Origin of the sequence: Aliiroseovarius sp. S2029 (assembly GCF_023195575.1) — a bacterium.
Lineage (GTDB): Bacteria > Pseudomonadota > Alphaproteobacteria > Rhodobacterales > Rhodobacteraceae > Aliiroseovarius > Aliiroseovarius zhejiangensis.
On record NZ_JALPQE010000001.1, the window covers coordinates 647620 to 670174 of the forward strand.

Below are 22555 nucleotides of genomic sequence, written 5' to 3' on the forward strand. Positions count from 1 at the left end.
CCCTTCGCACAAAAAAACCCCCACCGCGATCCGAGCGTCGGGGGCTGTGTCGCAGGCGCCACGCCCGCAAGGTCCCTGACCTCTTTAGCGGTTTATTTTACGTGGCCCGCAATCCGGTGAACAAATCGCCACGCGAAAGCGTTACTGCCTGCGACGTTTTGGGTCAAGGGGGCAAGGGGTTTCGGCGCACCGGATCGTGACCACACACACCTGCCAGCGGTGTTGCCATTCGCGCGCCACCTGTCATCCTGCCCGCAACAAAAAAGGAGTCACCCGATGCCCAAACCCATTGAGCTTTACTACTGGCCCACGCCGAACGGCTGGAAAATCTCGATCGCGCTTGAGGAAATGGAACTGCCCTATGAGGTGAAACTGGTGAACATCGGGGCGGGCGATCAGTTCGACCCAGACTTCCTGAAGATCGCGCCCAACAACCGGATGCCTGCGATTATCGACCCAGACGGGCCAGATGGTGCGCCAATCTCGATCTTCGAATCCGGTGCGATCTTGCAATACCTGGCGCGCAAGACCGGCACGTTCTACGGCGAGACCGAGCGGGAACGGATCGCCGTGGATCAATGGCTGATGTGGCAGATGGGCGGGCTGGGGCCCATGGCCGGACAGGCGCACCACTTCCTGAAATACGCACCGTCGATGGAGCCACCCAACGACCTGCCCTATGCCAAGGACCGCTATCGTGCTGAAACCGCGCGGCTTTATAGCGTGATGGACCGACAGCTTGCGGACAACCGTTATCTTGCCGGCGATTTCTACTCCATCGCCGATATGGCCTGCTGGGGGTGGGCATCGCTGTGGGAAGGACAAGAGCAGACGCTGGACGACAAGCCCAACCTGGCCCGGTGGCTGGAGGAGGTGGGCGCGCGTCCCGCCGTTCAACGCGGTCGCGCGCTCGCGTCAGACCAACGCGGCAATCTGCAAACCGACAAGAAGGCGCAGGAGGTGCTGTTCAAAAGATAAGCGCGGCCGAGAGCACGGCGTCAGCCTTCGCTGGCGTCCTCTTCCGTGCCGAAGCGTTTGAACAACCCGGCTTGCGTCATGAAAAACGCAAACATGGCCAGAGGCAGGCCGAAGGTCTTGAAGTTGACCCAGGCGTCAGTGGACATGCTGCGCCAGATCACCTCGTTCGCAAGCGCAAGACCCAGAAAGAACAGCGCCAACCGTTTGGTCAGGATCATCCAGCCCTCGCGTTGCAACGGCAGCGCGCGGTCCATCACAGCCTCAAGATAGCTGGTGCCGCGCATCAGCCCGAAACCCAGTATCCCCGCAAACAAGGCGTAGATCATCGTCGGCTTCATCTTGAAGAACCGTTCGTCATTGAACCAGATCGACATGCCGCCGAAGGCGACGACCAGCACCAGCGTCACGATCTGCATTTTTGACAGGTGGCCCGTGATCTTCCACATCGCCAAGGTGGCCAGCGCCAGCACCGGAATGAACAGCGCCGTCACCGCGACAAAGCCGGAATATTCGGTGCCTGCAACCAGAAAGGTGCGATCTTTCAGGAGCGTATAGGCCACGAAAAACAGAATAATCGGCCCGTATTCTAGCGTCGCCCTGACGGCGGGTGTTGCCTGCTTATCTTGCATGGTGCCTCCTTATGCGCCCATTTCGACTATCACGGCGCCCGCCGCGATCAAAGCCATCATCGTCAGACGACGCGGCCCGACCTTCTCTTTCAGCACAAGCCAGCCGATCAGCGCGGCAAACACGGTCGAGGTTTCGCGCAGCACCGCCGCTTCGCCCACATTGTCCAGCCGGGTTGCCAGCATGATCGAGCCGAAGCTGAAATAGGCAACAAAGGCCCCAAGCACACCGCGCCCCATCAGGGGGCCAAGGGCTGGGCGGTTCATCATGTTCCACCAGCGCAGGCCCGCGATGATCGGCATGAAAAACCCGTCGATGAAGAAAAACCATGCCAAGAAGGTGAAGGGGTTGGCGGTCGCGCGGATGCCATAGGCGTCATAGGTGGTATAGGCCGCGACGAATAAACCCGTCACGACTGCCATCGCCAGCGCCGGTTTCAGTTGATCGCGCCCCATTTGCCAATGGCGCAGGTTATAGACCGCCAGCGCGAAAATCCCGGCCACCAGCGTCGCGACGCCAACCCACTGCACCGACGTAAAATGCTCCCCGAACAAAAGCCCCGCGCCAATGACGGTGAACAACGGCCCGGTGCCGCGCACGACCGGATAGACAACTGTGTAAGACCCCAAGGCATAGGTATAGCTCTGCGCGAGCTTGTAGCCGACATGGATCAAGAACACGATGGCGAAGATCGGCCACATATGCGGTTCGGGCTTTGGCACAACGAACAACGCGAATGGTGCCGCGATCAGCCCATAGGACAGATCAATCGCGCCGCGCGACAGCCACGGGTCATGACGCCCCTTCTGCAACGCGCCAAACAGCGCGTGCAGGAACGCCGCCGACAGCGCAAGGATCAGCGCAAGCTGGCGGCCCGCATCGGTGCCTTCCAGGGACACAAGCCAATCGCTCATCCGTCAGGTCCGATCAGTGATGCCGATCAGGGCGCGGGCGAAGTCTTCGGGATCGAAGGGGGCCAGGTCGTCGATCTGCTCGCCCACGCCAATCGCGTGGATGGGCAGGGCGAATTTATCAGCCAGCGCGACCAGCACGCCACCCTTGGCGGTGCCATCGAGCTTGGTCATGACAAGCCCGGACACATCGGCGAGTTTCTGGAACGTTTCGACCTGTGACAGGGCGTTTTGCCCCGTGGTCGCGTCCAGCACCAACACTGTGTTATGCGGCGCGGTCTCGTCCTTTTTCTTGATGACGCGCACGATCTTGGCCAATTCTTCCATCAGATCAGCGCGGTTTTGCAAGCGGCCCGCGGTGTCGATCATCAGAAGGTCGGCGCCGTCCGCCTCGGCCTGCGTCATCGCGTCAAAGGCCAAGGACGCGGGGTCGGACCCTTCGGGCGCGGTCAGGACCGGCACGCCCGCGCGTTCGCCCCAGACTTGCAATTGTTCGACCGCGGCGGCACGGAATGTATCACCAGCGGCAATCACGACCTTCTTGCCGGCCGCCGTGAACTGGCTGGCCAGCTTGCCGATGGTGGTCGTCTTGCCCGCACCGTTCACACCGACGATCAAGACGACCTGCGGGCGTTTGGGATAAAGCGGCATTGGGACCGCGACCGGCTCCATGATACGGGTGACTTCGGCCGCCAGAACCGATTTGATCTCGTCCACCGACAGTTTCTTGCCGAAATAGCTTTCCGAGATATTGGCCGTCACGCGCATCGCCGTGTCAACGCCCATGTCTGAGGTGATCATCAAATCCTCAAGGCTTTCCAGCATGTCGTCGTCGACGGTGCGCCGGACGACCGTCCTGGCCTCGCGCCGCCCAAACATGCGGCCCAGAAGGCCGGGTTTGGCAGTGGGCTCCGGTGCGCTTTCGACCAGAGCCTCGACCGGCGCGGCAAGTGGTTCGGGTTCGGGTTCGGGTTCGGGTTCGGGTTCGGGTTCGGGTTCGGGTGAAAGCTCCTCGACCTCAACCACTTCCGCAACAGGCTCAGGCTCAGGCTCAGGCTCAGGCTCAGGCTCAGGCTCAGGCTCAGGCTCAGGCTCAGGCTCAGGCTCAGGCTCAGGAATCACATCTGGCGCATCCTGCGTTGTGTCAACGGGGGCGGATGCGTCAACTTCGGTGGACGCAGCAGCCTTGGCAGAATCCTCGACCAGTTCTTCTTCGCCGCCATCTTCGACGATCGCCTCAAGCCCTTCTTCCAGCTTGGATGACGATTTGAACAGCCGTTCCTTGAGTTTCGAGAAAAAAGCCATGTGCGCCCTCTTGATCGCTTTCTATCCACCTAAGCCACATGGGTGGCGGATGGAAGGGGGCAGCGAGGGGTCAGGCTTGCAACCCACCCCAAAGGATCAACGCCTGCCCCGTAATATAGAACGCCCAGATCGAGTATCCAGCCTTCAGCCGGTGATGGTGCGTGTCCGACATCCGAAACAGGTTGATGGCAAGGATCACATCCGAGAGGATAAACAACCCTGCGCCAACCACAGTCCATCCGAACGGCAATGTCAGCGCAGACAGGCCCATCGTGCCGATGATCACCACATAGATGCGCACAGGCCATTGCAGATGCCCGGTATGCGTGGCCAACCAAAGTTCGGTCGACACCATCAGGGCCACAAGAATGATCGCGGCAACAGGCGCTGTGGAAAACGCATCCCAGATTTGTGCATCCGAGATGCCCAAAAGATGCAAAATATATGCCAGATGGGCCAACGCGAAAGCGGACAATCCATACAAAAACGGCGCGTCCCCATCGCGCGAAAGGCCGAAATCCCCCAGCGCGGACAGAAACAACCCTGCCACAAGGAAGGGTCCCAGACCCGCCAGATGAGCGGCAAGGGCAAAGGCCAGCAGAGGAATGGTTTTGATGGCAGACCGCCCCCAAGTCGGTTGTGACGAGGTCAGGGGGAAGTATGCGGCGGCAAAACTCAGACCCATAAGGATCGGCAGGTAGATCATAACTTCTTCCTTGCACCAGAGCCGTTAACAACAGGTGATTGCCATTGGCACAACACATGCCTGCCCGGGCGCACGGGTCAAGCGTGACGTTGGAAGAACCGCTTCGTTGGTCGCGTCAAATCTCGTCCGGAAAGTGCTTCATGGTCATCAGGATGGGATTTGGCGCCGCCTGCCCCAGCCCACAGATCGAAGCATCCTGCATCACGGTGCACAGTTCACTCAGCAAGCCTTGATCCCAGTGGTCCGCCTGCATCAGCTTCACAGCTTTCTCACAGCCCGACCGACACGGTGTGCATTGTCCACAGCTTTCATCTTCGAAGAACCGCAGCATATTCAGGGCGGCGTCACGTGCACTGTCCTTGTACGAAAGGACCACGACAGCGGCGGACCCAATGAAGGTGCCATGCGGCTGAAGTGTATCGAAATCCAGCGGGATGTCGTCCATCGACGCAGGCAACAGGCCCGAGGACGGGCCGCCCGGTTGATAAGCCTTGAAGCTGTGCCCCTCGGCCATCCCGCCACAGGCGTCGATCAGGTCGCGGATCGTGGACCCGGCAGGCAGCAGATGCACCCCGGGATTGGCCACGCGCCCCGACACCGAATAGGATCGCAACCCTTTGCGCCCGTTCTTCTCGACCGACGACAGAACCTCGCCCCCTTCGCGCAGGATGCGCGTCACCCAGTGCAGGGTTTCGACGTTATGCACCAAGGTCGGGCGGTCAAAGATGCCCACCTGCGCCACGAAAGGCGGGCGGTGGCGGGGCAGGCCGCGCTTGCCCTCGATCGACTCGATCATCGCGCTTTCTTCGCCGCAGATGTAAGCCCCGGCCCCGCGTCGCAGATCGATATAGCCCGGAGTGATCAGCCCCGCGTCTTCCAGCGCCGCAATCTCGCGTCGCAGGATTTCCAGCACCGCCGGGTATTCGTCGCGCATATAGATAAAGCAGGTCTCGGCCTCGACCGCCCAGGCGGCGATCAACATGCCTTCCAGCATCAGATGTGGGGTGCGTTCCAGATAGTAACGGTCCTTGAACGTGCCCGGCTCGCCCTCGTCACCGTTAACGGCCAGATAACGGGGGCCGTCATTGGCACGTACAAAGCCCCATTTCTTGCCCGACGGAAACCCGGCCCCGCCAAGACCGCGCAGACCGGCGTCCAGCACTTGCGTCTGCACGGCCTCCCAATCGCCACCCGCGCGCAGGTCTTCCAGCGTCGCGTAACCGCCTGCGGCGCGATAGGCGGCCAAATCTTCGTAGTCGGGCAGTTTGGTGTGCGTGTCACCCGCCGCAATCGCCGCCTGCACCTTTTCAGGCGTGGCATGGTCGATGTGATTGTGGCCCAGTTCCAGCACCGGAGCGGTATCACATCGGCCCATGCAGGGCGCACGCACCACGCGAACCTGATCCGCGTCCAGCCCGTCTTTCAGCGCCTTTTGCAACGCCTCAGCCCCGGCCAGTTCACACGACAGGCTGTCACAGACACGAATGGTCAATGCGGGCGGTGGTGTCTCGCCTTCGCGCACCACGTCGAAATGGGCATAGAAACTGGCGACCTCGTAGACCTCGGCCTGGCTCATCTTCATCTCGTTTGCCAGCGCGCGCAGATGGGCGGCAGACAGATGGCCGTGGGCGTCCTGGATCAGATGCAGAAACTCGATCAACAGATCACGGCGGCGCGGACGGTCGCCCAGCAGCGCCTGAATGTCCTCAAGCGCGGCGGGGTCGACCTGCCGACCTTTCGGCTTGCGCCGTCCCTTGCCCTTGCCAGATTTCCAGATGCCTTTTTTCTCGTCCAACGCCATTGCGATCCCCGATCATACATTGCCCCCACAATAAACGGCGCCCCCAACCTGACGCCATCCAAAAGCGACATAGATATGGCGGATTGCGCATCGCGTCCGTTTCCCTGATATTTTATTCACGCCCACCCCGGGCCAACAAGCGGAGCGCATATGTCCGGACAACCAACCCATCCCCTCAGGGTTTTTGCGATTGCCAGCCTGACCCCCGTGGTGCTGATCGCACTGGCGGCGATATTCGGAGGCTGCTTTGCGGCGGTGGCCCTGATTTACATGACGCTTCTGGTCTATGGTCTGGATGCAGTGATCGCGCGGATCACGCCCCCGCTGGACGAAGAGGATACCGCCCAAGGCGCGGACCGCTTGTCTGCCCTGTTGGCGTTGAGCCATTTCGGATTGCTTGGACTTGTCGTCTTTTCGCTGGGGGGTGGCATGCAGCACAGTCTTGCCGCCACCGCCTGCACCTTTCTTGCCGCGGGGCTGTTCTTTGGTCAGGTCTCGAACGCCAACGCGCACGAGTTGATCCACCGCAGCGACCGCGCGCTGCGCAGCCTTGGCAGATGGGTCTATATCTCGCTTCTGTTTGGGCATCATGCCTCTGCCCACCCCAAGGTGCATCACCGCTGGGTGGCGACCCCGGACGACCCCAACACCGCGCAAGAGGGCGAAAGTTTCTATGATTTCGCACCGCGCGCCTGGATTGGGTCCTTCGTGGCGGGGTACGAGATGGAAAAACAAGACCTTGTGCGACGCCAGCGGTGGGGGATGCACCCTTACTACATCTATGTCGCAGGGGCAATTGTGATGATGGTTGCGGCGCTTTGGATCGGCGGCATAGGTGGCTTTCTGGTCTATCTTCTGTTGTGCCTGCATGCGCAGATGCAGCTGCTCTTGTCAGATTACGTCCAGCATTATGGCCTGCTCAGGGACAAGCGCCCGGACGGGGACTTCGCCCCCGTCGGAGTCGAGCACAGCTGGAACGCGCCGCACTGGTTTTCATCGCACATGATGCTGAACGCGCCGCGCCATTCCGACCATCACGACCATCCAATGCGGCGCTATCCCGCGCTGTCCCTGCCCGACGCCCAAACGGCGCCCATCCTGCCCTATTCCCTGCCCATGATGGCCACCATCGCCCTGATCCCGCCGCTTTGGGACCGGGTGATGGGTCGCGCCCTGCGCAAATGGCGCAGCCGGAGCGCCCCGCAGGCCGAGATGGCAACCACGCACAGCTGAAATCGGGAACGAATGGGTGGGTTTCCCCGTTGGACCTGTGATGCACTGCGATAGGATTGATCTGAACAACGACCGAAACCGAAAAAAGCTGCGCGACGGACGTTCGCGCGAGATGGACACCAAACGCCCCGGGCGAACCACCCCACCGCATTCCGTCAACAAACCCATAGCGATAGCGGGCAGACGACCCTATATTGATTTCGAAACGGTGAGCAGGAAAGGCTTCCGATTGTCTGAGAATGGACTACAAAAGACCGCTTTTTTCGTGCTCGTCGCGCTGATCCTCTATGTCTCGATCACGGGGGGCGCGTGATGTCACAGCGTTATGGCGGCGAGTTCAGCCCGAAATCGTCTGATCGCAACTCGGACACGCGGCAGGATGGCGGACCGGTCGAACGCTCGCCCTATCACGGCAAAACCCGCTCGCGCGCCGGTGGGCGTGTGAACCTGTTGTTTCTGGCCCCGCTGCCGCTGGCCTTTCTGGCGTTCTTTCGCGACCCCGGCGACCTGATCCTGCGTCTGTTGGCGTTCGGGGCATTGATCGGGGCTGCTTGGCTGACGCGCGAAGGCATTCTGGCTCAGGAAGAATACGACGCGCGCAAGATCGCCCGCCGTCCCGCCATTCCGCGCAAGCTGTTTGGCTCGGCCATGACGGGGATCGGTCTGTTTCTGGCGGGCTCGGTCGATGGCTCGCCGATTATCGCGGCTGCACTTGGACTGCTGGGGGTCGGCCTGCATGCGTTTTCGTTCGGGCTGGACCCGATGCGCGACAAGGGGATGGAGGATGTGGACACCTTCCAGACCGACCGCGTGGCCCGCGCCGTGACCGAAGCCGAAAAACATCTGCGCGCCATGAAGGACGCCATCAACCGGACCAAGGATCGCCGCCTTGAAGGGCGTGTGGATCGCTTCATCGCGACCGCCCGCGATATGTTCCGCACCGTCGAGGATGATCCGCGCGACCTGACGGCGGCCCGCAAGTATCTGGGGGTCTATCTGCTGGGTGCGCGTGACGCGACGACCAAGTTCGTGGACATTCATATGCGTGATCCAAGCGGCACCGCCCGCGCCGAATATGAAACCCTGCTGGATGATCTTGAGGCGAATTTCGCCGCCCGTACCCGGCAGTTTCTGAACGACAACCGCACTGACCTTGATGTCGAAATCGAGGTTCTGCGCGAACGACTGGCACGCGAAGGCGTGCGAACCGAGTAACTTGTGAGGATTTTCAAATGACCAATACGACACGTCAAAAGGCCGAAGCGGCCCTGAAGGATATTGAAGAAGTGACCGCCGTCGTGCTGCCGGAACCCTCAAGCGCGCTGGTGCCGCTGGAAAAGGCGAACAAGAAAGTCAGTGCCGAGATTGAAAAGCGCATGGCCGAGATCGACATGGAAAACACCCAGTCGATCATCGAATTCGGATCCGCCGCCCAGGCCGAATTGCAGGTGATCAGCCAGGACATGCTGGCCGGGGTGCGCAACAAGGATGTCGGCCCCGCCGGTGACAGCTTGCGCAATATCGTGACCACGATCCGCGGCTTTTCGATCAGCGAGTTGGACATGCGGCGCGAACGCAGCTGGTGGGAAAAACTGCTGGGCCGCATGGCTCCTGCCGCGAAATTCATGGCTCGGTACGAGGATGTTCAGGGACAGATCGACAAGATCACCGACAATCTTCTGGGCCATGAACACGCGCTTCTGAAGGACATCAAATCGCTGGACAAGCTCTATGAAAAAACGCTGGAGTTCTATGACGAACTGGCGCTCTACATCTCGGCGGGCGAGGCCAAGCTGGCCGAATTGGATGACACCGTCATCCCCGCCAAGGAAGCCGAGGTCGCCGACGCGCCCGAGGACCAGGGCGTGATCAAGGCCCAGGAATTGCGTGACCTGCGCGCTGCGCGCGATGATCTGGAGCGCCGAGTGCATGATCTGAAACTGACGCGACAGGTGACGATGCAGTCACTGCCGTCGATCCGGTTGGTGCAGGAAAACGACAAGTCGCTGGTGACAAAGATCAACTCGACGCTCGTGAACACTGTTCCCCTGTGGGAAACGCAACTGGCGCAGGCCGTGACCATCCAAAGGTCGTCGGAAGCTGCGCGCGCCGTCAAGGACGCCACCGATCTGACCAACGAATTGCTGACCGCCAATGCCGAAAACCTGCAAGAAGCCAACCGCATGGTGCGCAAGGAAATGGAACGTGGGGTCTTTGACATCGAGGCGGTGAAATCCGCCAATGCGACTCTGATCGCCACGATCGAGGAAAGCCTGGCCATCGCCGATGAAGGCAAAGCCAAACGCGCCGCCGCCGAGGAAGAACTGATCAAGATGGAGGCCGAGTTGAAGGACACTCTGGCCGCCGCCACATCGCGCGGCACCGCATCGGCGCACAACATGGCAAGCTCGGTGCCACAGGCATGAACAGGATTGGGAAAGGGACGCAATGCGGCGACACCCCCTGACACTGGCAACCGGAGCCCTGGCGGCAACGCTGGCGCTGTCGGCGTGCCAATCGGCTGGTCCCGTTGGGGCTGGCCTGTCCACCTCTCCTACACCGAAGCCAAGGGCGGTATCGGCCAATCTGGTGCCCAGTGCGGAAAGCCTGGCATTGGTCAACTATTACGCCAGTGTGCAGCGCAGCTTGTTGACCCAGGGCCTGCTTCGCACCGATGGCGGCGGCGCGGATGTGCCGTTCAGCGCGGCGATGCTGGCCCGCAACTTTGAACGCATCGCCTTCTTTCAGGAATACTCGCAAGCGGGCGGGCGTCTGGTTGCGCGTGAAAATGCCTCGCGTCTGACGCGCTGGGAAAAACCGGTGCGGGTCTCGGTGCATTTCGGCTTGGCCACACCTGATGACAAGAAGATGCGTGACCGTGCGGTCCTGTCCCGGTATGTCCGCCGCCTGGCCCGGGTCACTGGACATCCGATCAGCATGACCAACGGGGAGGGCAATTTCCGCGTCTACATCCTGAACGAGGACGAGCGCAAAGCCTTCGGGTCAGAGCTGCGCAGGATCGTGCCCGGCATCAGCGCGCTGAGCCAGCGGGCGGTCATCAACATGCCGCGCGACACCTATTGCCTGGTCTTTGGGCGTGACCCGGAAAACAATGGTCGGTTTGAACAAGCCGTGGCGGTCATCCGCAGCGAGCATCCGGACCTGATGCGCACCTCGTGCATTCACGAAGAGGTCGCGCAGGGGTTGGGCCTGTCCAATGACAGCCCGCAAGCCCGCCCGTCGATTTTCAACGACGACGAGGAGTTCGGCCTTTTGACCACGCATGATGAAAACCTGCTTCGCATGCTATACGACGACCGGCTCAGGCCGAACATGACGGCGGAGGAAGCCCGCCCGATCATCAAACAGATCGCTGCCGAACTGACCGGCGGCGCAGTGTGACCCACACCCAATAAGGGAGCGTAACTATGGGAATTCTTGATTTTCTGACGGGCGAGTTCATCGACGTCATTCACTGGGTGGATGACACCCGCGACACGATGGTTTGGCGTTTCGAACGGGAAGGCCACGAGATCAAGTATGGCGCCAAGCTGACCGTCCGCGAGGGGCAGGCCGCCGTGTTTGTCCATGAAGGGCAGTTGGCCGATGTGTTCACCCCCGGCCTTTACATGCTTGAAACCAACAACATGCCGATCCTGACCACGATCAATCACTGGGATCATGGCTTCAAGTCTCCGTTCAAGTCCGAGATTTATTTCGTCAACACGACCCGGTTCAATGACCTGAAATGGGGCACCAAAAACCCCATCATGCTGCGCGACCCCGAATTTGGGCCGACCCGCATCCGCGCCTTCGGCACCTATAGCGTGCGCGTGTCGGACCCGGCCAGGTTCCTGGTCGAAATCGTCGGCACGGACGGCGAGTTCACGATGGACGAGATCAGCTATCAGATCCGCAACATCATCGTGCAGGCCTTCAGCCGTGTGATTGCGGGTGCGGGTATCCCGGTTCTGGACATGGCCGCCAACACAGCCGATCTAGGGGCCCTGATCGCCTCCGAAATTTCGGGCATCGTGGCAGAATACGGGCTGATCATTCCCGAGTTCTATATCGAAAACATCTCGCTGCCCCCTGCGGTCGAAGCGGCGTTGGACAAGCGCACTTCGATGGGGGTTGCGGGCGATCTTGGGGCGTTCACGCAGTATTCGGCGGCAGAGGCCATGACCGCTGCGGCGCAAAACCCGTCGGGTGGCGGCGGCATGGGTGCGGGGCTTGGCATGGGTCTGGGCATGGCGATGGCCGGACAAATGGCGCAGAGCGGGCCATGGGGCGCCGCCCCTGCCCCCACCGTGCCGCAGACGCCCCCGCCGCCTCCGGTTGAAAAGGTTTGGCATGTCGCCGATGGCGGTGAAACAAAGGGGCCGTTTTCCAAGGCCGCTTTGGGCCGCATGGCAGCGTCTGGAGGTCTGACGCGTGACACTTATGTTTGGACACCCGGGCAGGATGGCTGGATGCGGGCCGACGAGGTGGCGGAACTGGCACAGCTTTTCACCGTCATGCCACCCCCGCCGCCCGGCACCTGATTGCCCCGGCGGCGCACGCGCCGCTCGCTCTTCTCAACCGCCTGAAAGACGAGGCTGCCCCGGATGGCTTATCCGCGTGAAGACACTCAAGCGCCGCTGGAAGAGCACCGCTTCCCTTGCGACCAATGCGGGGCGGATTTGCGCTTCGATCCCGAACGGAACCTGTTGACCTGCGACCATTGCGGCAATCAGCAGCCGATCGAGGACCGGCCCGCCGCAGTCCCTGTCATCCGCGAGCTTGATCTGAAACGCGCCTTGTCCCAGCAATTGCCGGACACCGAGACCGAGGTCACGCGGATTGTGACCTGCCCCAACTGCGCGGCCCTGATCGAGTTTGATGGCGACACCCATGCCACTGAATGCCCGTTCTGCGCCACACCCGTTGTGACCGACACCGGCACCCATCGAAGGTTCAAGCCCAAGGGGCTTGCCCCGTTCGAAATCCGCGAACGCGACGCCCATAAGGCCATGACCGACTGGCTGGGGCAGCTCTGGTTCGCGCCAAACGGGTTGCGTGAATATGCCCGAAAAGGGCGGCGCATGACCGGGATCTATGTGCCCTACTGGACCTTCGATGCCGACACCCGCACGACCTATAGCGGTCAGCGCGGGACGGTACATGAACGTGTGCGCACGGTCACGGTCAACGGAGAAAGACGGCAGAAACGTTCGCAAACGGTCAGGTGGCAATCGGTTTCAGGGCGTGTCGCGCGGGTTTTTGACGATGTTCTTGTGCTGGCCTCTCGCGGATTGCCAAAGACATATACCGACGCGCTGGAGCCGTGGGACTTGTCGCGGCTGGAACCGTATCGACCCGAATACCTCGCGGGATTCCAGGCCGAAGGCTACACCGTCGATCTGGAGCAGGGGTTCTCGGAAGCCCGCGATTTCATGAACCGCATCATCCTGCGGGATGTTAAATTTGACATCGGCGGGGATCGCCAGCGCGTGACCTCGATGGACACGAAGATGTCAGATGTCACGTTCAAGCACATCCTCTTGCCGGTCTGGCTGGCGGCCTACAAGTATCGCGGCAAAACCTATCGCTTCGTGGTGAACGGGCAGAACGGGCGTGTGCAGGGCGAGCGGCCATATTCGGCGTTGAAGATCGCGATGGCGGTCATTTTGGGGCTGATCGCCGCCGGGATCATCGGCTATGTGTCGGCCCAAAGCCAATAGGGACAGACCATGCAATATGATGATTTCAACGCGCTGCTGGGCGCCCGGCATTCCTGCCGTGGGTTCAAGCCTGACCCCGTGCCGGCTGAGTACATCACGCAAATCCTGACCGCCGCCCAGAAGGTGCCAAGCTGGTGCAACGCGCAACCCTGGCAGGTCGACATCACGGTCGGTGCGGAAACTGATCGGTTGCGCAAGGCGCTTTATGACCATGCGATGATCGCGCCCCAAACCCCCGATGTGGGCTGGCCCAGCGCCTATACCGGCGCGCATCAATCCCGGCGCAAGCGGTGTGGCTTGCAGTTGTATGATGCCGTAGGCGTAGCGCGCGGCGACAGGCAGGCCTCGGCCAGACAGATGCTGGAAAACTTCCACCTGTTCGGCGCACCCTGCTTTGCGCTGCTGACTGCCCCGGCCGAGCTTGGCCCTTATGCCTATCTGGATTGCGGCGGGTTCATCACCGGCTTCGCCCTTGCCGCCACGTCGCTTGGCATCGCCTCGATCCCGCAGGCGGCGGTGGCGGCCTATGCCCCATTCCTGCGCGATTGGTTCAGCCTGCCCGACGATCGGGTGATCCTGTGCGGGATCTCGTTCGGTTATGGTGATGACACACATCCCGCAAATCAATTTCGCACCGCCCGCGCACCGTTGGCTGAATGGGTGCGCCTGCACGGAGAAGAGGACCAATCATGAAAGCCCTGATCCAACGCGTCAGCGAAGCCGCCGTTCACGTGGATGGCAACCTGATCGGTCAAACCGGGCCGGGGTTGATGATCCTTGTCTGCGCCATGGAGGGCGATAGTGACACCAACGCCGACGCACTGGCCGCCAAGGTCGCGAAACTGCGCATCTTCAAGGACGACGCCGGAAAAATGAACCGATCGCTGCTGGACACAGGCGGCAGCGCGCTGGTGGTCAGCCAGTTCACATTGGCCGCAGACACCTCGCGCGGGAACCGTCCGGGGTTTTCCACCGCCGCCCCGCCTGCCGAGGGCGAACGGCTCTACAACCGTTTCGCGGGCGCCCTGCGCAGGCTTGGCATCAGCACCGAACAGGGCCAGTTCGGGGCGGATATGAAGGTCTCGCTGGTGAATGACGGGCCGGTGACGATCTGGATGGAAGTGTAGGCGCACACGGTTTCAGTAGCCTGCCTCACGATCCACAAGATGCAAAAGCGGCTCGCCGGCCTCGGACCGGCGGATGTTTTCCGCCACCACGCGGGCGGCGGAAGACGGGCGGGTGTCGGCGGCGATATGCGGCGTGACCGTCACATTCGGATGGGTCCAGAAAGGATGATCGTCGGGCAAGGGTTCGACCCGGAACACATCAAGCGTGGCATGGGCGACCTGCCCGCTGCCCAGCGCGACAAGCAACGCCTGATCGTCGATCAGCGGTCCGCGCCCGGGATTGATGACCACCGCCCCCTTGGGCAGCCAGCCCAAACGCTCGGCGTTCAGAATATTCTCGGTCGCCTGGGTCTTGGGCAGAAGCAACACCACGATTTCGGCCTGCGCCAGCACTGTCCGCAACCCCTCGTCCCCGCTGTGACAGTCGATGCCCGCGATGTCCTTCGGGCGGCGGCTCCAGCCACAGACCTTGAAATTCAACGCCCGCAGCGCCTGCGCGGCCGCACAGCCCAGCGCGCCAAGCCCCAGCACCGCCACCGTCCGGTCCCGCGCGAGCGGTGGTGCGGGTTGGTGCCAGATCGGGTCGGTCCGGTGGATATACTGATCCAGCCCCAGATGGTGACGCAGAACCTGGCCCGTGACCCATTCGGTCATGCCTTCGGTCAATCCGTCATCAACCATGCGCGTATAGGGCTGGGTCAAGGTTGGGTTCCCCACCACCTTTTCGACCCCCGCCCACAGGCCCAGCACGGCTTTGGCACCAGTGAAGGGCGAGAAATCCTGCACCTTCCCATTGGGCGCATAAACGATGTAGTCGACCTGCGCCGGGGGCAGGTCGCAGGACAGGGTTGCGTCCAACCCATGTTCCGCCAACGCCTCGGTCAGCGCGACCTCATAGACCGGCCACAGCTTTTCGTTGCCAGCATAAAGGACGTTCACGCTCATCTTTTCTGCCTGGCCCGATGCACATGCGCGCTTTGCACCAGTCCGAAACCCACCAGCAAAACCAGCATCGCCGACCCGCCATAGCTGACCAATGGCAAGGGCACGCCCACCACCGGGGCAAGGCCCATGACCATCGACATGTTCACCGCGAAGAACAGAAAGAACGTCACCGCCACCCCAAGGATCAAAAGCGAGCTGAACCGGTCCTTGTTCTGCAGCGCAGATGCTATGCAAAAGGCAAGGATCAGCACGTAGAGCGCCAGAAGGGATACGCCACCAACGAACCCAAGCTCTTCCGCCAGCGTTGTGAAGATGAAGTCGGTCTGTTTTTCCGGCAGGAAGTTCAGGCGCGACTGCGTGCCCTGCATGAAACCCCGCCCGGTCCAGCCCCCCGACCCCAGCGCGATCTTGGACTGGGTGATGTGATAGCCCGCCCCCAAGGGGTCAGACGACGGGTCCAGAAACGTGTCGATGCGGCGGTATTGATAGTCTTTCAGCAACTGCCAGTCGGTCCCGCGCGACATGAAGACGGACGTGACCAGCCCGACCCCGGCGGCGATCACCGCCCCGAAATACCACAGACTGACCCCGGCCAGAAACATGATCGCCCCACCCCCGGCCAACAGCAGGATCGAGGTGCCGAGATCGGGCTGCTTGAGCACCAGCGCCGTGGGCAGGAGGATCAGGATGATCGGCAACAGAACCCAGAACGGACGCGACACTTTCTTGATGTCCAGCCAGTCGTAATAGGCCGCGAGGATCATCACCAGCGTGATTTTTGACAGTTCGGAGGGTTGCAGACGCATGAACCCCAGATCGATCCAGCGTTGTGCGCCCATGCCGGTGGCGCCGATGAATTCAACCAGGATCAGAAGGATAAGAGACAGAATGTATCCCAGCCCCGCCATGTTCCGCCAAAACCAGATCGGCACCATTGCGATGGCGAACATCAGGGCCATGCCCAAGGCAAACCGCTTCATCTGCGCCGCGGCCCACGGCTCCATGCTGCCACCGGCGACAGAATAGAGCATCAAGAAGCCCATCGCCGCCACTGCCGTCAGAAGCAACACAAGGAACCAATTGATATACAACACCTTGCGCAGTCCGGCCGGCACGACCTTTACGTTATATTCCAGATAGCTCATGCCTGATCGCTTTGTTCGGTGAAACGTTCTGCGGGCGGGCGGCTCAGCATCTCCTCGATATCGCGCTGGCGCGACCGGATGGTACCGCGCTGGCTGGACGGATAGGCCTCCAGCGGCGGTTCACCCTCATAGACAGTTTGCAGCAGAATATCGCGCGCAATCGGGGCGGCTGCCTTGGACCCTCCGCCGCCATGCTCAACCACCACGGACACCGCATAACGCGGTGCTTCGGCAGGGGCGTAGCAGACAAACAACGCGTGGTCGCGCCGGTTCCACGGCAGGTCTTCGTTGCGGGTGACACCGCGCGCGCGTTCGGCCTTGGTGATGTTGCGGACCTGACTTGTGCCGGTCTTGCCGGCCATGCGCAGCCCTTCGGCCACGATCTTCGAACGCCCGGCAGTGCCGCGCTTGGCGTTCACCACCTCGTACATCCCTTGCCGGATGTATCGCAGTTTTTCGGCACTTATGCCCAGCGGACCACCGTTCATCACCGGTTGCTCCACCCCGTTGATGGCACGCACAAGCCGAGGGGAAATCGCCTGACCGGTCGCAATCCGGGCGGTCATCACCGCCAATTGCAAGGGCGAGGCCAGCACGAACCCTTGTCCGATTCCCGCATTCAGACTGTCCCCGATGACCCAATCCGCGCCGCGGGCTTCTCTTTTCCAGGCTTTGTCGGGAACAAGCCCCTGCGCGACCGCCGACAGGGGCAGGTCGTGCCGATCCCCCAGACCAAGGCGACGCGCCATCGCCGCAATCTTCTCGATCCCGACGCGCTGCGCGACTTCGTAGTAATAGATGTCGCAGCTTTCACGCAGGCTTTTCACCAGATCGACCTTACCGTGCCCGACGCGCTTCCAACAGTGGAACCGTCGCTTGTGCACCTCGACATGGCCAAAGCATTTCACGGTTTCGCCAACGTTGATCACGCCTTCTTCCAGCGCGGCCAGTGCCGTGACCATCTTGAAGGTCGACCCCGGCGGATAGGTGCCCTGCGCCGGTTTTGCGGCCAGCGGTCGATACGGATCTTCCAGAAGCGCCTTGTAATCCGACCCTGAAATGCCGCGCACGAACTTGTTGGGGTCAAAGGACGGTGTCGACCCGATGGCAAGCACGTCACCGGTTTGCGTGTCCATCACGACCGCCGCCGCGCTTTCGCCTGCCATCCGGGCCTGAACATAGGCCTGAAGGTCGGCATCAACCGTCAGCTGGATATTGTCCCCCGCCTGCCCTTCCTCGCGCCCCAGTTCGCGCATTTCGCGCCCGACGGCGTTCACTTCGACCTCGCGCGTGCCGGCTGAGCCGCGCAGAGACAGCTCCAGCTTGGCCTCGACCCCGCTTTTACCGATCTGGAACCGTGGAATTTGCAACAGCGGGTCCGGGTCTTCCAGCTTGCTCAGGTCATAATCTGACACCGGCCCGACATAGCCGACCACATGCGCGAAATCGGACGCGCGGGGATAGATGCGCGACAGACCGACCTCGGGCGTGATGCCGGGCAGGACGGGGGCATTGATCGCCACCTCGGCCACGTCTTCCCAGGCTACACGATCCGCAATCGTGACCGGCACGAAAGAACTGCGCCGCTTCATTTCGGACAGGATCCGCGCGACCTCGTCATCCTCGATCCAGACGATTTTACGCAGCCGTGCCAACACCTTGGCCGGATCGCCCGCGTCCTCACGCACCAATACGATACGATAATTCTGTTCGTTTCCCGCGATCAGCTTTCCATTGCGGTCATGGATCATGCCACGGGCAGGCGGGATCAGTTGGAACTTGATGCGATTTTCTTCGGCAAGTGTGCGGTATTCCTCGGTCTGGTCGACCTGCATGAAGCGCATCCGCCCCACCAGCAACGCGGCGAACGAGACCTGCAACCCCCCCAGAACAAGCCCCCGCCGGGTGATGCCCCGGGCGCTTTTCTCGGTATCAATCGGTGATCGCTTCATGACGCCTGCCTTGTAATTGCATCGTCGCCGGGTTGCAGTTTTTCCACACCCAGCAGAAAGACCGATACGAACACCACCAGCGGATAGGCCAAGGCCGTCGAAATCAACTGCAACAGCTCACGACCGAAGGGCACCTGACCCACAAAGAACACTGCCAACAAGATACGCTGCCCCACCAGCATTGCAAACAGGGTCATGGCGACAAGCCCCCATTCGACAAGGAAATGCCGCTCGCGCAGACCGGATTCGCGACGGCGCAAGAACTCGGACCCGGCCACGACCATCAGGGGCCAGACGCCGGGCACGCGCAGCAACAGCATGTCCATCAGAAAAAACAGGATCGCCACCAGCAGAACCGGCACATAGTCAGGGCGGCGCAGCACCCAGGCAAAGGTAAAAGCCAACAGGATATCGGGGCCGGGAAACCGCCCCGGCGTCAGGTCGATCGGCAATAGGCGTGCGAACAAGACCACCGCTGCAATGAGGACAAGCGCCAGTGAAAACAGCCAGCGCATCAAGGTCAGGTGGTCGGTCATCCGCCTGTCCCCTCGGTCGCCGGGGCCTCGGTCTGTGCATCTTCTTCGGTGGTCTCGGGTGCAGGGTCCGGCAGCGGCGGCAATGCAGGCGTCGACACGATCAGCGCCCCGTCATCATCCACCTTTTCGCCGGGGTGGCTTCGCAGCACCCGCAGAAACTCCAGACGTTCGTAATCGGCAGACAGGCGCACCCGCAACCTGCGGTCCGTGCCCATCGCCACATGCCCCACCAGAAGCCCTGCGGGAAACACGCCCCCATCGCCCGAGGACACGACACGGTCGCCGGGGCGCACTTTTTCGGGGGATTCCAGAAACTCGATCGGTGGCGCGGCCGAGTTGTCGCCCACAAGCAGCGCCGTCTGACCCGAGGGCTGCACCATGATCGGGACCCGGCTGTTGCTGTCGGTCAACAGGATCACACGGCTTGTTTTCTGCCCGACGCCCGAGATACGTCCCGCAAGGCCCAGCCCGTCCGTCGTGGCCCAACCGTCGATGATCCCGTCCCGCGCGCCGATGTTCAGAAGCACCGACTGCCGGAAGGGCGACCCGCTGTCGGTCAGCACAACACCCGTGACATAGGACAGTTGCGCATCCAGCCGCACGTTGTTCAGGTTCAGAAGCTGCGCGTTTTCCTGCTCCAGTTGCAGCGCGGCCTCTTTCCAGGCTTTCATCTGCTGCAATTCGCGGCGAAGCTCTTGATTTTGCTCATAGATGCGCTGGTAGGATTGAAAATCCTCGATCATACCAACCATCTTGGTGACGGGCACCAGCGCCCAGTCGAAGCTGGGCACGACCCGGTCGACCAGATTGGCACGGAAACGTTCCACGCGCGGGCTGTCGATGCGCCAGACCAGGAAGATCAGGAACAGGCACAGCATCAGAATGCCCACCATCAGCCGGCGCAGCGGACGGGCATAGATGTCGCTCTGATTGCTCTTCTTTGCCAATATGGCCTCCGGTCACACCAGACGAGACCAGCCCCAACCGGACGGGGCGGGCCTGTCAGCTGTCGTAGTCGATGACGTGGCGCAGTTGCTTTTCGAACTCCAGCGCCTTGCCGGTGCCCAGCGCCACGCAGTTCAGGCTTTCATCCGCGACCGAGATCGACAGGCCGGTCTGTTCGCGCAGAGCAAGATCCAGCTCGCCCAGAAGCGCGCCACCGCCGGTCAGCATCACGCCACGATCCACGATATCCGCTGCCAGATCGGGCGGGGTGGCTTCCAGCGCGGTCATGACCGCTTCGCAAATTTGCTGCACGGGTTCGGCCAGCGCCTCGGCCACCTGAGCCTGAGAAATCTCGGTTTCCTTGGGCACGCCGTTCAACAGGTCGCGGCCCCGGATCTTCAGCGACGCACCACGCCCGTCATCGGGCATCCGGGCCGTGCCGATCGAGGTCTTGATTCGCTCTGCCGTGGTTTCACCCACCAGGATGTTCTGCTGACGACGCAAATAGTTGATGATCGCATCATCCATCCGGTCGCCACCCACGCGCACCGAGCGCGCATAGACGATGTCGCCCAGCGACATCACGGCAACCTCGGTCGTGCCGCCGCCGATATCAACGACCATGTTGCCGGTCGGATCGGTGATCGGCATCCCGGCCCCGATGGCTGCGGCAATCGGTTCGGCAACCAGCCCAGCCTTGCGCGCACCTGCCGAGATCACGGATTGGCGAATGGCGCGTTTTTCAACGGGGGTGGCACCATGGGGAACGCAAACGATAATCTTCGGCTTCGAAAAGGTCGTGCGCTTGTGCACCTTGCGGATGAAATGCTTGATCATCTCTTCCGCGCTGTCGAAATCGGCGATCACACCTTCGCGCATGGGGCGGATGGCCTCGATCGAGCCGGGGGTGCGGCCCAGCATCAGCTTGGCATCTTCGCCCACGGCCAGCACCTTCTTGACACCGTCCTTGACATGGTAGGCAACGACCGAAGGTTCGTTCAGGACAATTCCCTTGCCCTTCACGTAAACCAGCGTGTTCGCCGTCCCAAGGTCAATTGCCATGTCCGACGAAAACAAACTCGAAAACCCAGCCATCAATGCCTACCCCGTTTGAATACCCTTGCCGTCCGCGATTCCCGCCCGGGTGCAGACCGAAGGATATATACGGGGCAGCAGGCGCAGGTGAAAGCCCTAATACACCCGTTCAAGCGGCTTATCGCTTAGCTGGAAAAGGGAAATCAGCCATGAAACGGGCCGATTTTGCCGATCTGGTGCCGATCTAGCCATGGGTTGGCCAGGCCCGGTGTTCATCATCAATTACAAAGACATGGGCATGTTCGCGCCCGTGGGTCTGATGTGCTTTCATATGCGGATGGTCCGGCGGCAGATCCGGATGACTGTGTTCAATCACGCGATCACCATGCGCGGGCCAAAGCCGCATGGCCGCGAAAACACCCATCGCCCCAAGGACTGCCAGCACCAGCAACACCGCCGTCAGGCCCGCATATCGCCCCATCCAGCCGGCCAGCGGATAGGTGATCATCCAACACGCATGTGACAGCGCAAACTGGGCGGCAAATATCGCGGGTCGATCCTCGGCATGGGCGGAAATGCGCAAAAGCCGTCCCGACGGGGTCAGGATCGCAGAGTAGAAAGCCCCGATCAGCGACCAGAAGGTCAGAAACAGCCACCAGGGCGGCAGCGACCTGCCCCAGATGATGGCCGCGAAGATAAAGGCCAGGCTTGTCAGCGCAATCGCCGCTGGCAACATGACATCGCGTTCGCGCACCCGTCCGAGAAGCCGGGGCAACAGGATCGCGGCCAGCATCGACCCGCCCCCGAACGCTGCCATGGCAACCCCCAGCGCGCGTTCGCCCAAACCATAGTCTGACCGGATCAGCACAACGGTGTTCACCAAAACGAAAGCCCCGATGGCGGCGGCGGTCAGGTTCAACGCCAACAATCCGCGAAGGCGTGGCGTGGCCAGATAGATGCGACTGCCTCGGGTCAGGCGTTCTGAAAACGGTCGTGTCTCGGTCGTTCCGGCAAATGGTGGCAAGTCACACCGCGCCACCAGAGCAGCCGAGATCAAGAACCCGACAACCGTCCCGGTAAATAACCCATGGAACGAGATCACCAGAAGCAGAAGCGCCGCCAGCGTGGGGCTGAGCAGGTTTTCAAGGTCATAAGCCAGGCGCGACAGGGACAAGGCCTGAGTATAATCTTCCTCGTCCGTCAGGATATCGGGGATCGTCGCCTGAAAGACCGGCGTGAAACTGGCCGATGCGGTCTGCAACACGAAGATCAGCGCATAGATCTGCCAGACTTCGGTCACGAAAGGAAGCGCCAGCGCCACCCCTGCGCGCGCCAGATCGGCCCCGATCAACACCGCCTTGCGCGGCAGGTGTACGAGGCTGGCCGCCAGCACCGGCGACAGGCCGACATAGGCAACCATCTTGATCGTGAACGCCGTGCCCAGAACCGCACCGGCGGCATCACCCGCCAGATCATAAGCCAGAAGACCCAGCGCGATGGTCATCAACCCGGTGCCCAGCAAAGCCACCACCTGCGCGGTGAACAGCGTGGCATAGGTGCGGTTGGACAGGGCGCGTATCATACGG

The 22555-nt window shown here is 61.6% G+C and carries 21 protein-coding genes and 1 riboswitch; of the genes, 9 read left to right on the forward strand and 12 right to left on the reverse strand.

Annotated elements, in window-relative coordinates; all coding sequences use genetic code 11:
- Positions 1–63: 63 nt before the first annotated feature.
- A riboswitch (SAM riboswitch) is annotated at positions 64–142 on the reverse strand.
- A 134-nt stretch (positions 143–276) separates the two neighbouring features.
- Positions 277–978, forward strand: a complete 702-nt coding sequence (locus MUY21_RS03240) for a glutathione S-transferase N-terminal domain-containing protein (RefSeq protein WP_248408935.1) — start codon at positions 277–279, stop codon at positions 976–978.
- 20 nt (positions 979–998) lie between these two features.
- On the opposite strand, the gene MUY21_RS03245 is transcribed toward MUY21_RS03240, so the two are convergent.
- The 5 genes from MUY21_RS03245 to MUY21_RS03265 all read right to left on the reverse strand — a co-directional run bounded on the left by MUY21_RS03245 (position 999) and on the right by MUY21_RS03265 (position 6328).
- The gene (locus MUY21_RS03245; protein WP_248408936.1) at positions 999–1607 is read right to left on the reverse strand and encodes an inner membrane-spanning protein YciB; all 609 of its coding nucleotides are present in this window, start codon (positions 1605–1607) and stop codon (positions 999–1001) included.
- A 9-nt stretch (positions 1608–1616) separates the two neighbouring features.
- Entirely contained in the window at positions 1617–2519 is a 903-nt protein-coding gene (locus tag MUY21_RS03250; RefSeq protein ID WP_248408937.1) for an EamA family transporter, read from the reverse strand.
- Positions 2520–2522: 3 nt separating this feature from the next.
- Complete coding sequence (ftsY, locus tag MUY21_RS03255; RefSeq protein ID WP_248408938.1) at positions 2523–3821, reverse strand: signal recognition particle-docking protein FtsY; 1299 nt, start codon at positions 3819–3821, stop codon at positions 2523–2525.
- A 70-nt stretch (positions 3822–3891) separates the two neighbouring features.
- Positions 3892–4527: a lysoplasmalogenase gene (locus MUY21_RS03260; protein WP_248408939.1), complete on the reverse strand. Its 636-nt coding sequence runs from the start codon at positions 4525–4527 to the stop codon at positions 3892–3894.
- Positions 4528–4642: 115 nt separating this feature from the next.
- Complete coding sequence (locus tag MUY21_RS03265) at positions 4643–6328, reverse strand: NAD(P)H-dependent oxidoreductase subunit E (protein WP_248408940.1); 1686 nt, start codon at positions 6326–6328, stop codon at positions 4643–4645.
- Between the two features lie 150 nt (positions 6329–6478).
- Between MUY21_RS03265 and MUY21_RS03270 the strand changes: the two genes are divergently transcribed.
- The 8 genes from MUY21_RS03270 (at position 6479) to dtd (ending at position 14411) form a co-directional block, all read left to right on the forward strand.
- Complete coding sequence (locus MUY21_RS03270; protein ID WP_248408941.1) at positions 6479–7561, forward strand: alkane 1-monooxygenase; 1083 nt, start codon at positions 6479–6481, stop codon at positions 7559–7561.
- 312 nt (positions 7562–7873) lie between these two features.
- Positions 7874–8776 (forward strand): 5-bromo-4-chloroindolyl phosphate hydrolysis family protein, encoded by a 903-nt coding sequence (locus MUY21_RS03275; RefSeq protein ID WP_248408942.1) that lies wholly within the window; start codon positions 7874–7876, stop codon positions 8774–8776.
- A gap of 17 nt (positions 8777–8793) precedes the next feature.
- Positions 8794–9987: a toxic anion resistance protein gene (locus MUY21_RS03280; RefSeq protein WP_248408943.1), complete on the forward strand. Its 1194-nt coding sequence runs from the start codon at positions 8794–8796 to the stop codon at positions 9985–9987.
- 22 nt (positions 9988–10009) lie between these two features.
- Positions 10010–10963 (forward strand): DUF2927 domain-containing protein, encoded by a 954-nt coding sequence (locus MUY21_RS03285; RefSeq protein ID WP_248408944.1) that lies wholly within the window; start codon positions 10010–10012, stop codon positions 10961–10963.
- 26 nt (positions 10964–10989) lie between these two features.
- Positions 10990–12105 carry an SPFH domain-containing protein gene (locus tag MUY21_RS03290; RefSeq protein ID WP_248408945.1) on the forward strand — a complete coding sequence of 372 codons (1116 nt, stop codon included), beginning with the start codon at positions 10990–10992 and terminating at the stop codon, positions 12103–12105.
- A gap of 63 nt (positions 12106–12168) precedes the next feature.
- Positions 12169–13284, forward strand: a complete 1116-nt coding sequence (locus MUY21_RS03295) for a TFIIB-type zinc finger domain-containing protein (protein ID WP_248408946.1) — start codon at positions 12169–12171, stop codon at positions 13282–13284.
- 9 nt (positions 13285–13293) lie between these two features.
- Positions 13294–13977 (forward strand): nitroreductase, encoded by a 684-nt coding sequence (locus MUY21_RS03300; protein ID WP_248408947.1) that lies wholly within the window; start codon positions 13294–13296, stop codon positions 13975–13977.
- Positions 13974–14411, forward strand: a complete 438-nt coding sequence (gene dtd / locus MUY21_RS03305; RefSeq protein WP_248408948.1) for a D-aminoacyl-tRNA deacylase — start codon at positions 13974–13976, stop codon at positions 14409–14411. The genes MUY21_RS03300 and dtd overlap by 4 nt, the downstream gene beginning before the upstream one ends.
- A gap of 12 nt (positions 14412–14423) precedes the next feature.
- On the opposite strand, the gene MUY21_RS03310 is transcribed toward dtd, so the two are convergent.
- From MUY21_RS03310 to MUY21_RS03340, 7 genes are all read right to left on the reverse strand, one after another.
- Positions 14424–15356, reverse strand: a complete 933-nt coding sequence (locus tag MUY21_RS03310) for a glyoxylate/hydroxypyruvate reductase A (RefSeq protein WP_248408949.1) — start codon at positions 15354–15356, stop codon at positions 14424–14426.
- Positions 15353–16501, reverse strand: coding sequence for a rod shape-determining protein RodA (gene rodA, locus MUY21_RS03315; RefSeq protein WP_191286426.1), 1149 nt, complete (start codon positions 16499–16501; stop codon positions 15353–15355). Before rodA ends, MUY21_RS03310 begins: the two co-directional genes overlap by 4 nt.
- The gene (gene mrdA / locus MUY21_RS03320) at positions 16498–18453 is read right to left on the reverse strand and encodes a penicillin-binding protein 2 (RefSeq protein WP_248408950.1); all 1956 of its coding nucleotides are present in this window, start codon (positions 18451–18453) and stop codon (positions 16498–16500) included. Before mrdA ends, rodA begins: the two co-directional genes overlap by 4 nt.
- Positions 18450–18989: a rod shape-determining protein MreD gene (locus MUY21_RS03325; protein ID WP_248408951.1), complete on the reverse strand. Its 540-nt coding sequence runs from the start codon at positions 18987–18989 to the stop codon at positions 18450–18452. Before MUY21_RS03325 ends, mrdA begins: the two co-directional genes overlap by 4 nt.
- Positions 18986–19936, reverse strand: a complete 951-nt coding sequence (gene mreC, locus MUY21_RS03330; RefSeq protein WP_248408952.1) for a rod shape-determining protein MreC — start codon at positions 19934–19936, stop codon at positions 18986–18988. Before mreC ends, MUY21_RS03325 begins: the two co-directional genes overlap by 4 nt.
- Positions 19937–19991: 55 nt before the next feature.
- Positions 19992–21029 carry a rod shape-determining protein gene (locus MUY21_RS03335; RefSeq protein ID WP_248408953.1) on the reverse strand — a complete coding sequence of 346 codons (1038 nt, stop codon included), beginning with the start codon at positions 21027–21029 and terminating at the stop codon, positions 19992–19994.
- A 184-nt stretch (positions 21030–21213) separates the two neighbouring features.
- On the reverse strand, positions 21214–22551 hold the full coding sequence (locus MUY21_RS03340; protein WP_248408954.1) for an MFS transporter: 1338 nt from the start codon (positions 22549–22551) through the stop codon (positions 21214–21216).
- Between the last annotated feature and the right edge of the window lie 4 nt (positions 22552–22555).

Bases quoted from the DNA above. Each gene is read 5' to 3' on its own strand.
- MUY21_RS03240 (WP_248408935.1), top strand. From the start codon at position 277: ATGCCCAAACCCATTGAGCTTTACTACTGGCCCACGCCGAACGGCTGG.
- MUY21_RS03245 (WP_248408936.1), bottom strand. From the start codon at position 1,607: ATGCAAGATAAGCAGGCAACACCCGCCGTCAGGGCGACGCTAGAATAC.
- MUY21_RS03250 (WP_248408937.1), bottom strand. From the start codon at position 2,519: ATGAGCGATTGGCTTGTGTCCCTGGAAGGCACCGATGCGGGCCGCCAG.
- ftsY (WP_248408938.1), bottom strand. From the start codon at position 3,821: ATGGCTTTTTTCTCGAAACTCAAGGAACGGCTGTTCAAATCGTCATCC.
- MUY21_RS03260 (WP_248408939.1), bottom strand. From the start codon at position 4,527: ATGATCTACCTGCCGATCCTTATGGGTCTGAGTTTTGCCGCCGCATAC.
- MUY21_RS03265 (WP_248408940.1), bottom strand. From the start codon at position 6,328: ATGGCGTTGGACGAGAAAAAAGGCATCTGGAAATCTGGCAAGGGCAAG.
- MUY21_RS03270 (WP_248408941.1), top strand. From the start codon at position 6,479: ATGTCCGGACAACCAACCCATCCCCTCAGGGTTTTTGCGATTGCCAGC.
- MUY21_RS03275 (WP_248408942.1), top strand. From the start codon at position 7,874: ATGTCACAGCGTTATGGCGGCGAGTTCAGCCCGAAATCGTCTGATCGC.
- MUY21_RS03280 (WP_248408943.1), top strand. From the start codon at position 8,794: ATGACCAATACGACACGTCAAAAGGCCGAAGCGGCCCTGAAGGATATT.
- MUY21_RS03285 (WP_248408944.1), top strand. From the start codon at position 10,010: ATGCGGCGACACCCCCTGACACTGGCAACCGGAGCCCTGGCGGCAACG.
- MUY21_RS03290 (WP_248408945.1), top strand. From the start codon at position 10,990: ATGGGAATTCTTGATTTTCTGACGGGCGAGTTCATCGACGTCATTCAC.
- MUY21_RS03295 (WP_248408946.1), top strand. From the start codon at position 12,169: ATGGCTTATCCGCGTGAAGACACTCAAGCGCCGCTGGAAGAGCACCGC.
- MUY21_RS03300 (WP_248408947.1), top strand. From the start codon at position 13,294: ATGCAATATGATGATTTCAACGCGCTGCTGGGCGCCCGGCATTCCTGC.
- dtd (WP_248408948.1), top strand. From the start codon at position 13,974: ATGAAAGCCCTGATCCAACGCGTCAGCGAAGCCGCCGTTCACGTGGAT.
- MUY21_RS03310 (WP_248408949.1), bottom strand. From the start codon at position 15,356: ATGAGCGTGAACGTCCTTTATGCTGGCAACGAAAAGCTGTGGCCGGTC.
- rodA (WP_191286426.1), bottom strand. From the start codon at position 16,501: ATGAGCTATCTGGAATATAACGTAAAGGTCGTGCCGGCCGGACTGCGC.
- mrdA (WP_248408950.1), bottom strand. From the start codon at position 18,453: ATGAAGCGATCACCGATTGATACCGAGAAAAGCGCCCGGGGCATCACC.
- MUY21_RS03325 (WP_248408951.1), bottom strand. From the start codon at position 18,989: ATGACCGACCACCTGACCTTGATGCGCTGGCTGTTTTCACTGGCGCTT.
- MUY21_RS03335 (WP_248408953.1), bottom strand. From the start codon at position 21,029: ATGGCTGGGTTTTCGAGTTTGTTTTCGTCGGACATGGCAATTGACCTT.
- MUY21_RS03340 (WP_248408954.1), bottom strand. From the start codon at position 22,551: ATGATACGCGCCCTGTCCAACCGCACCTATGCCACGCTGTTCACCGCG.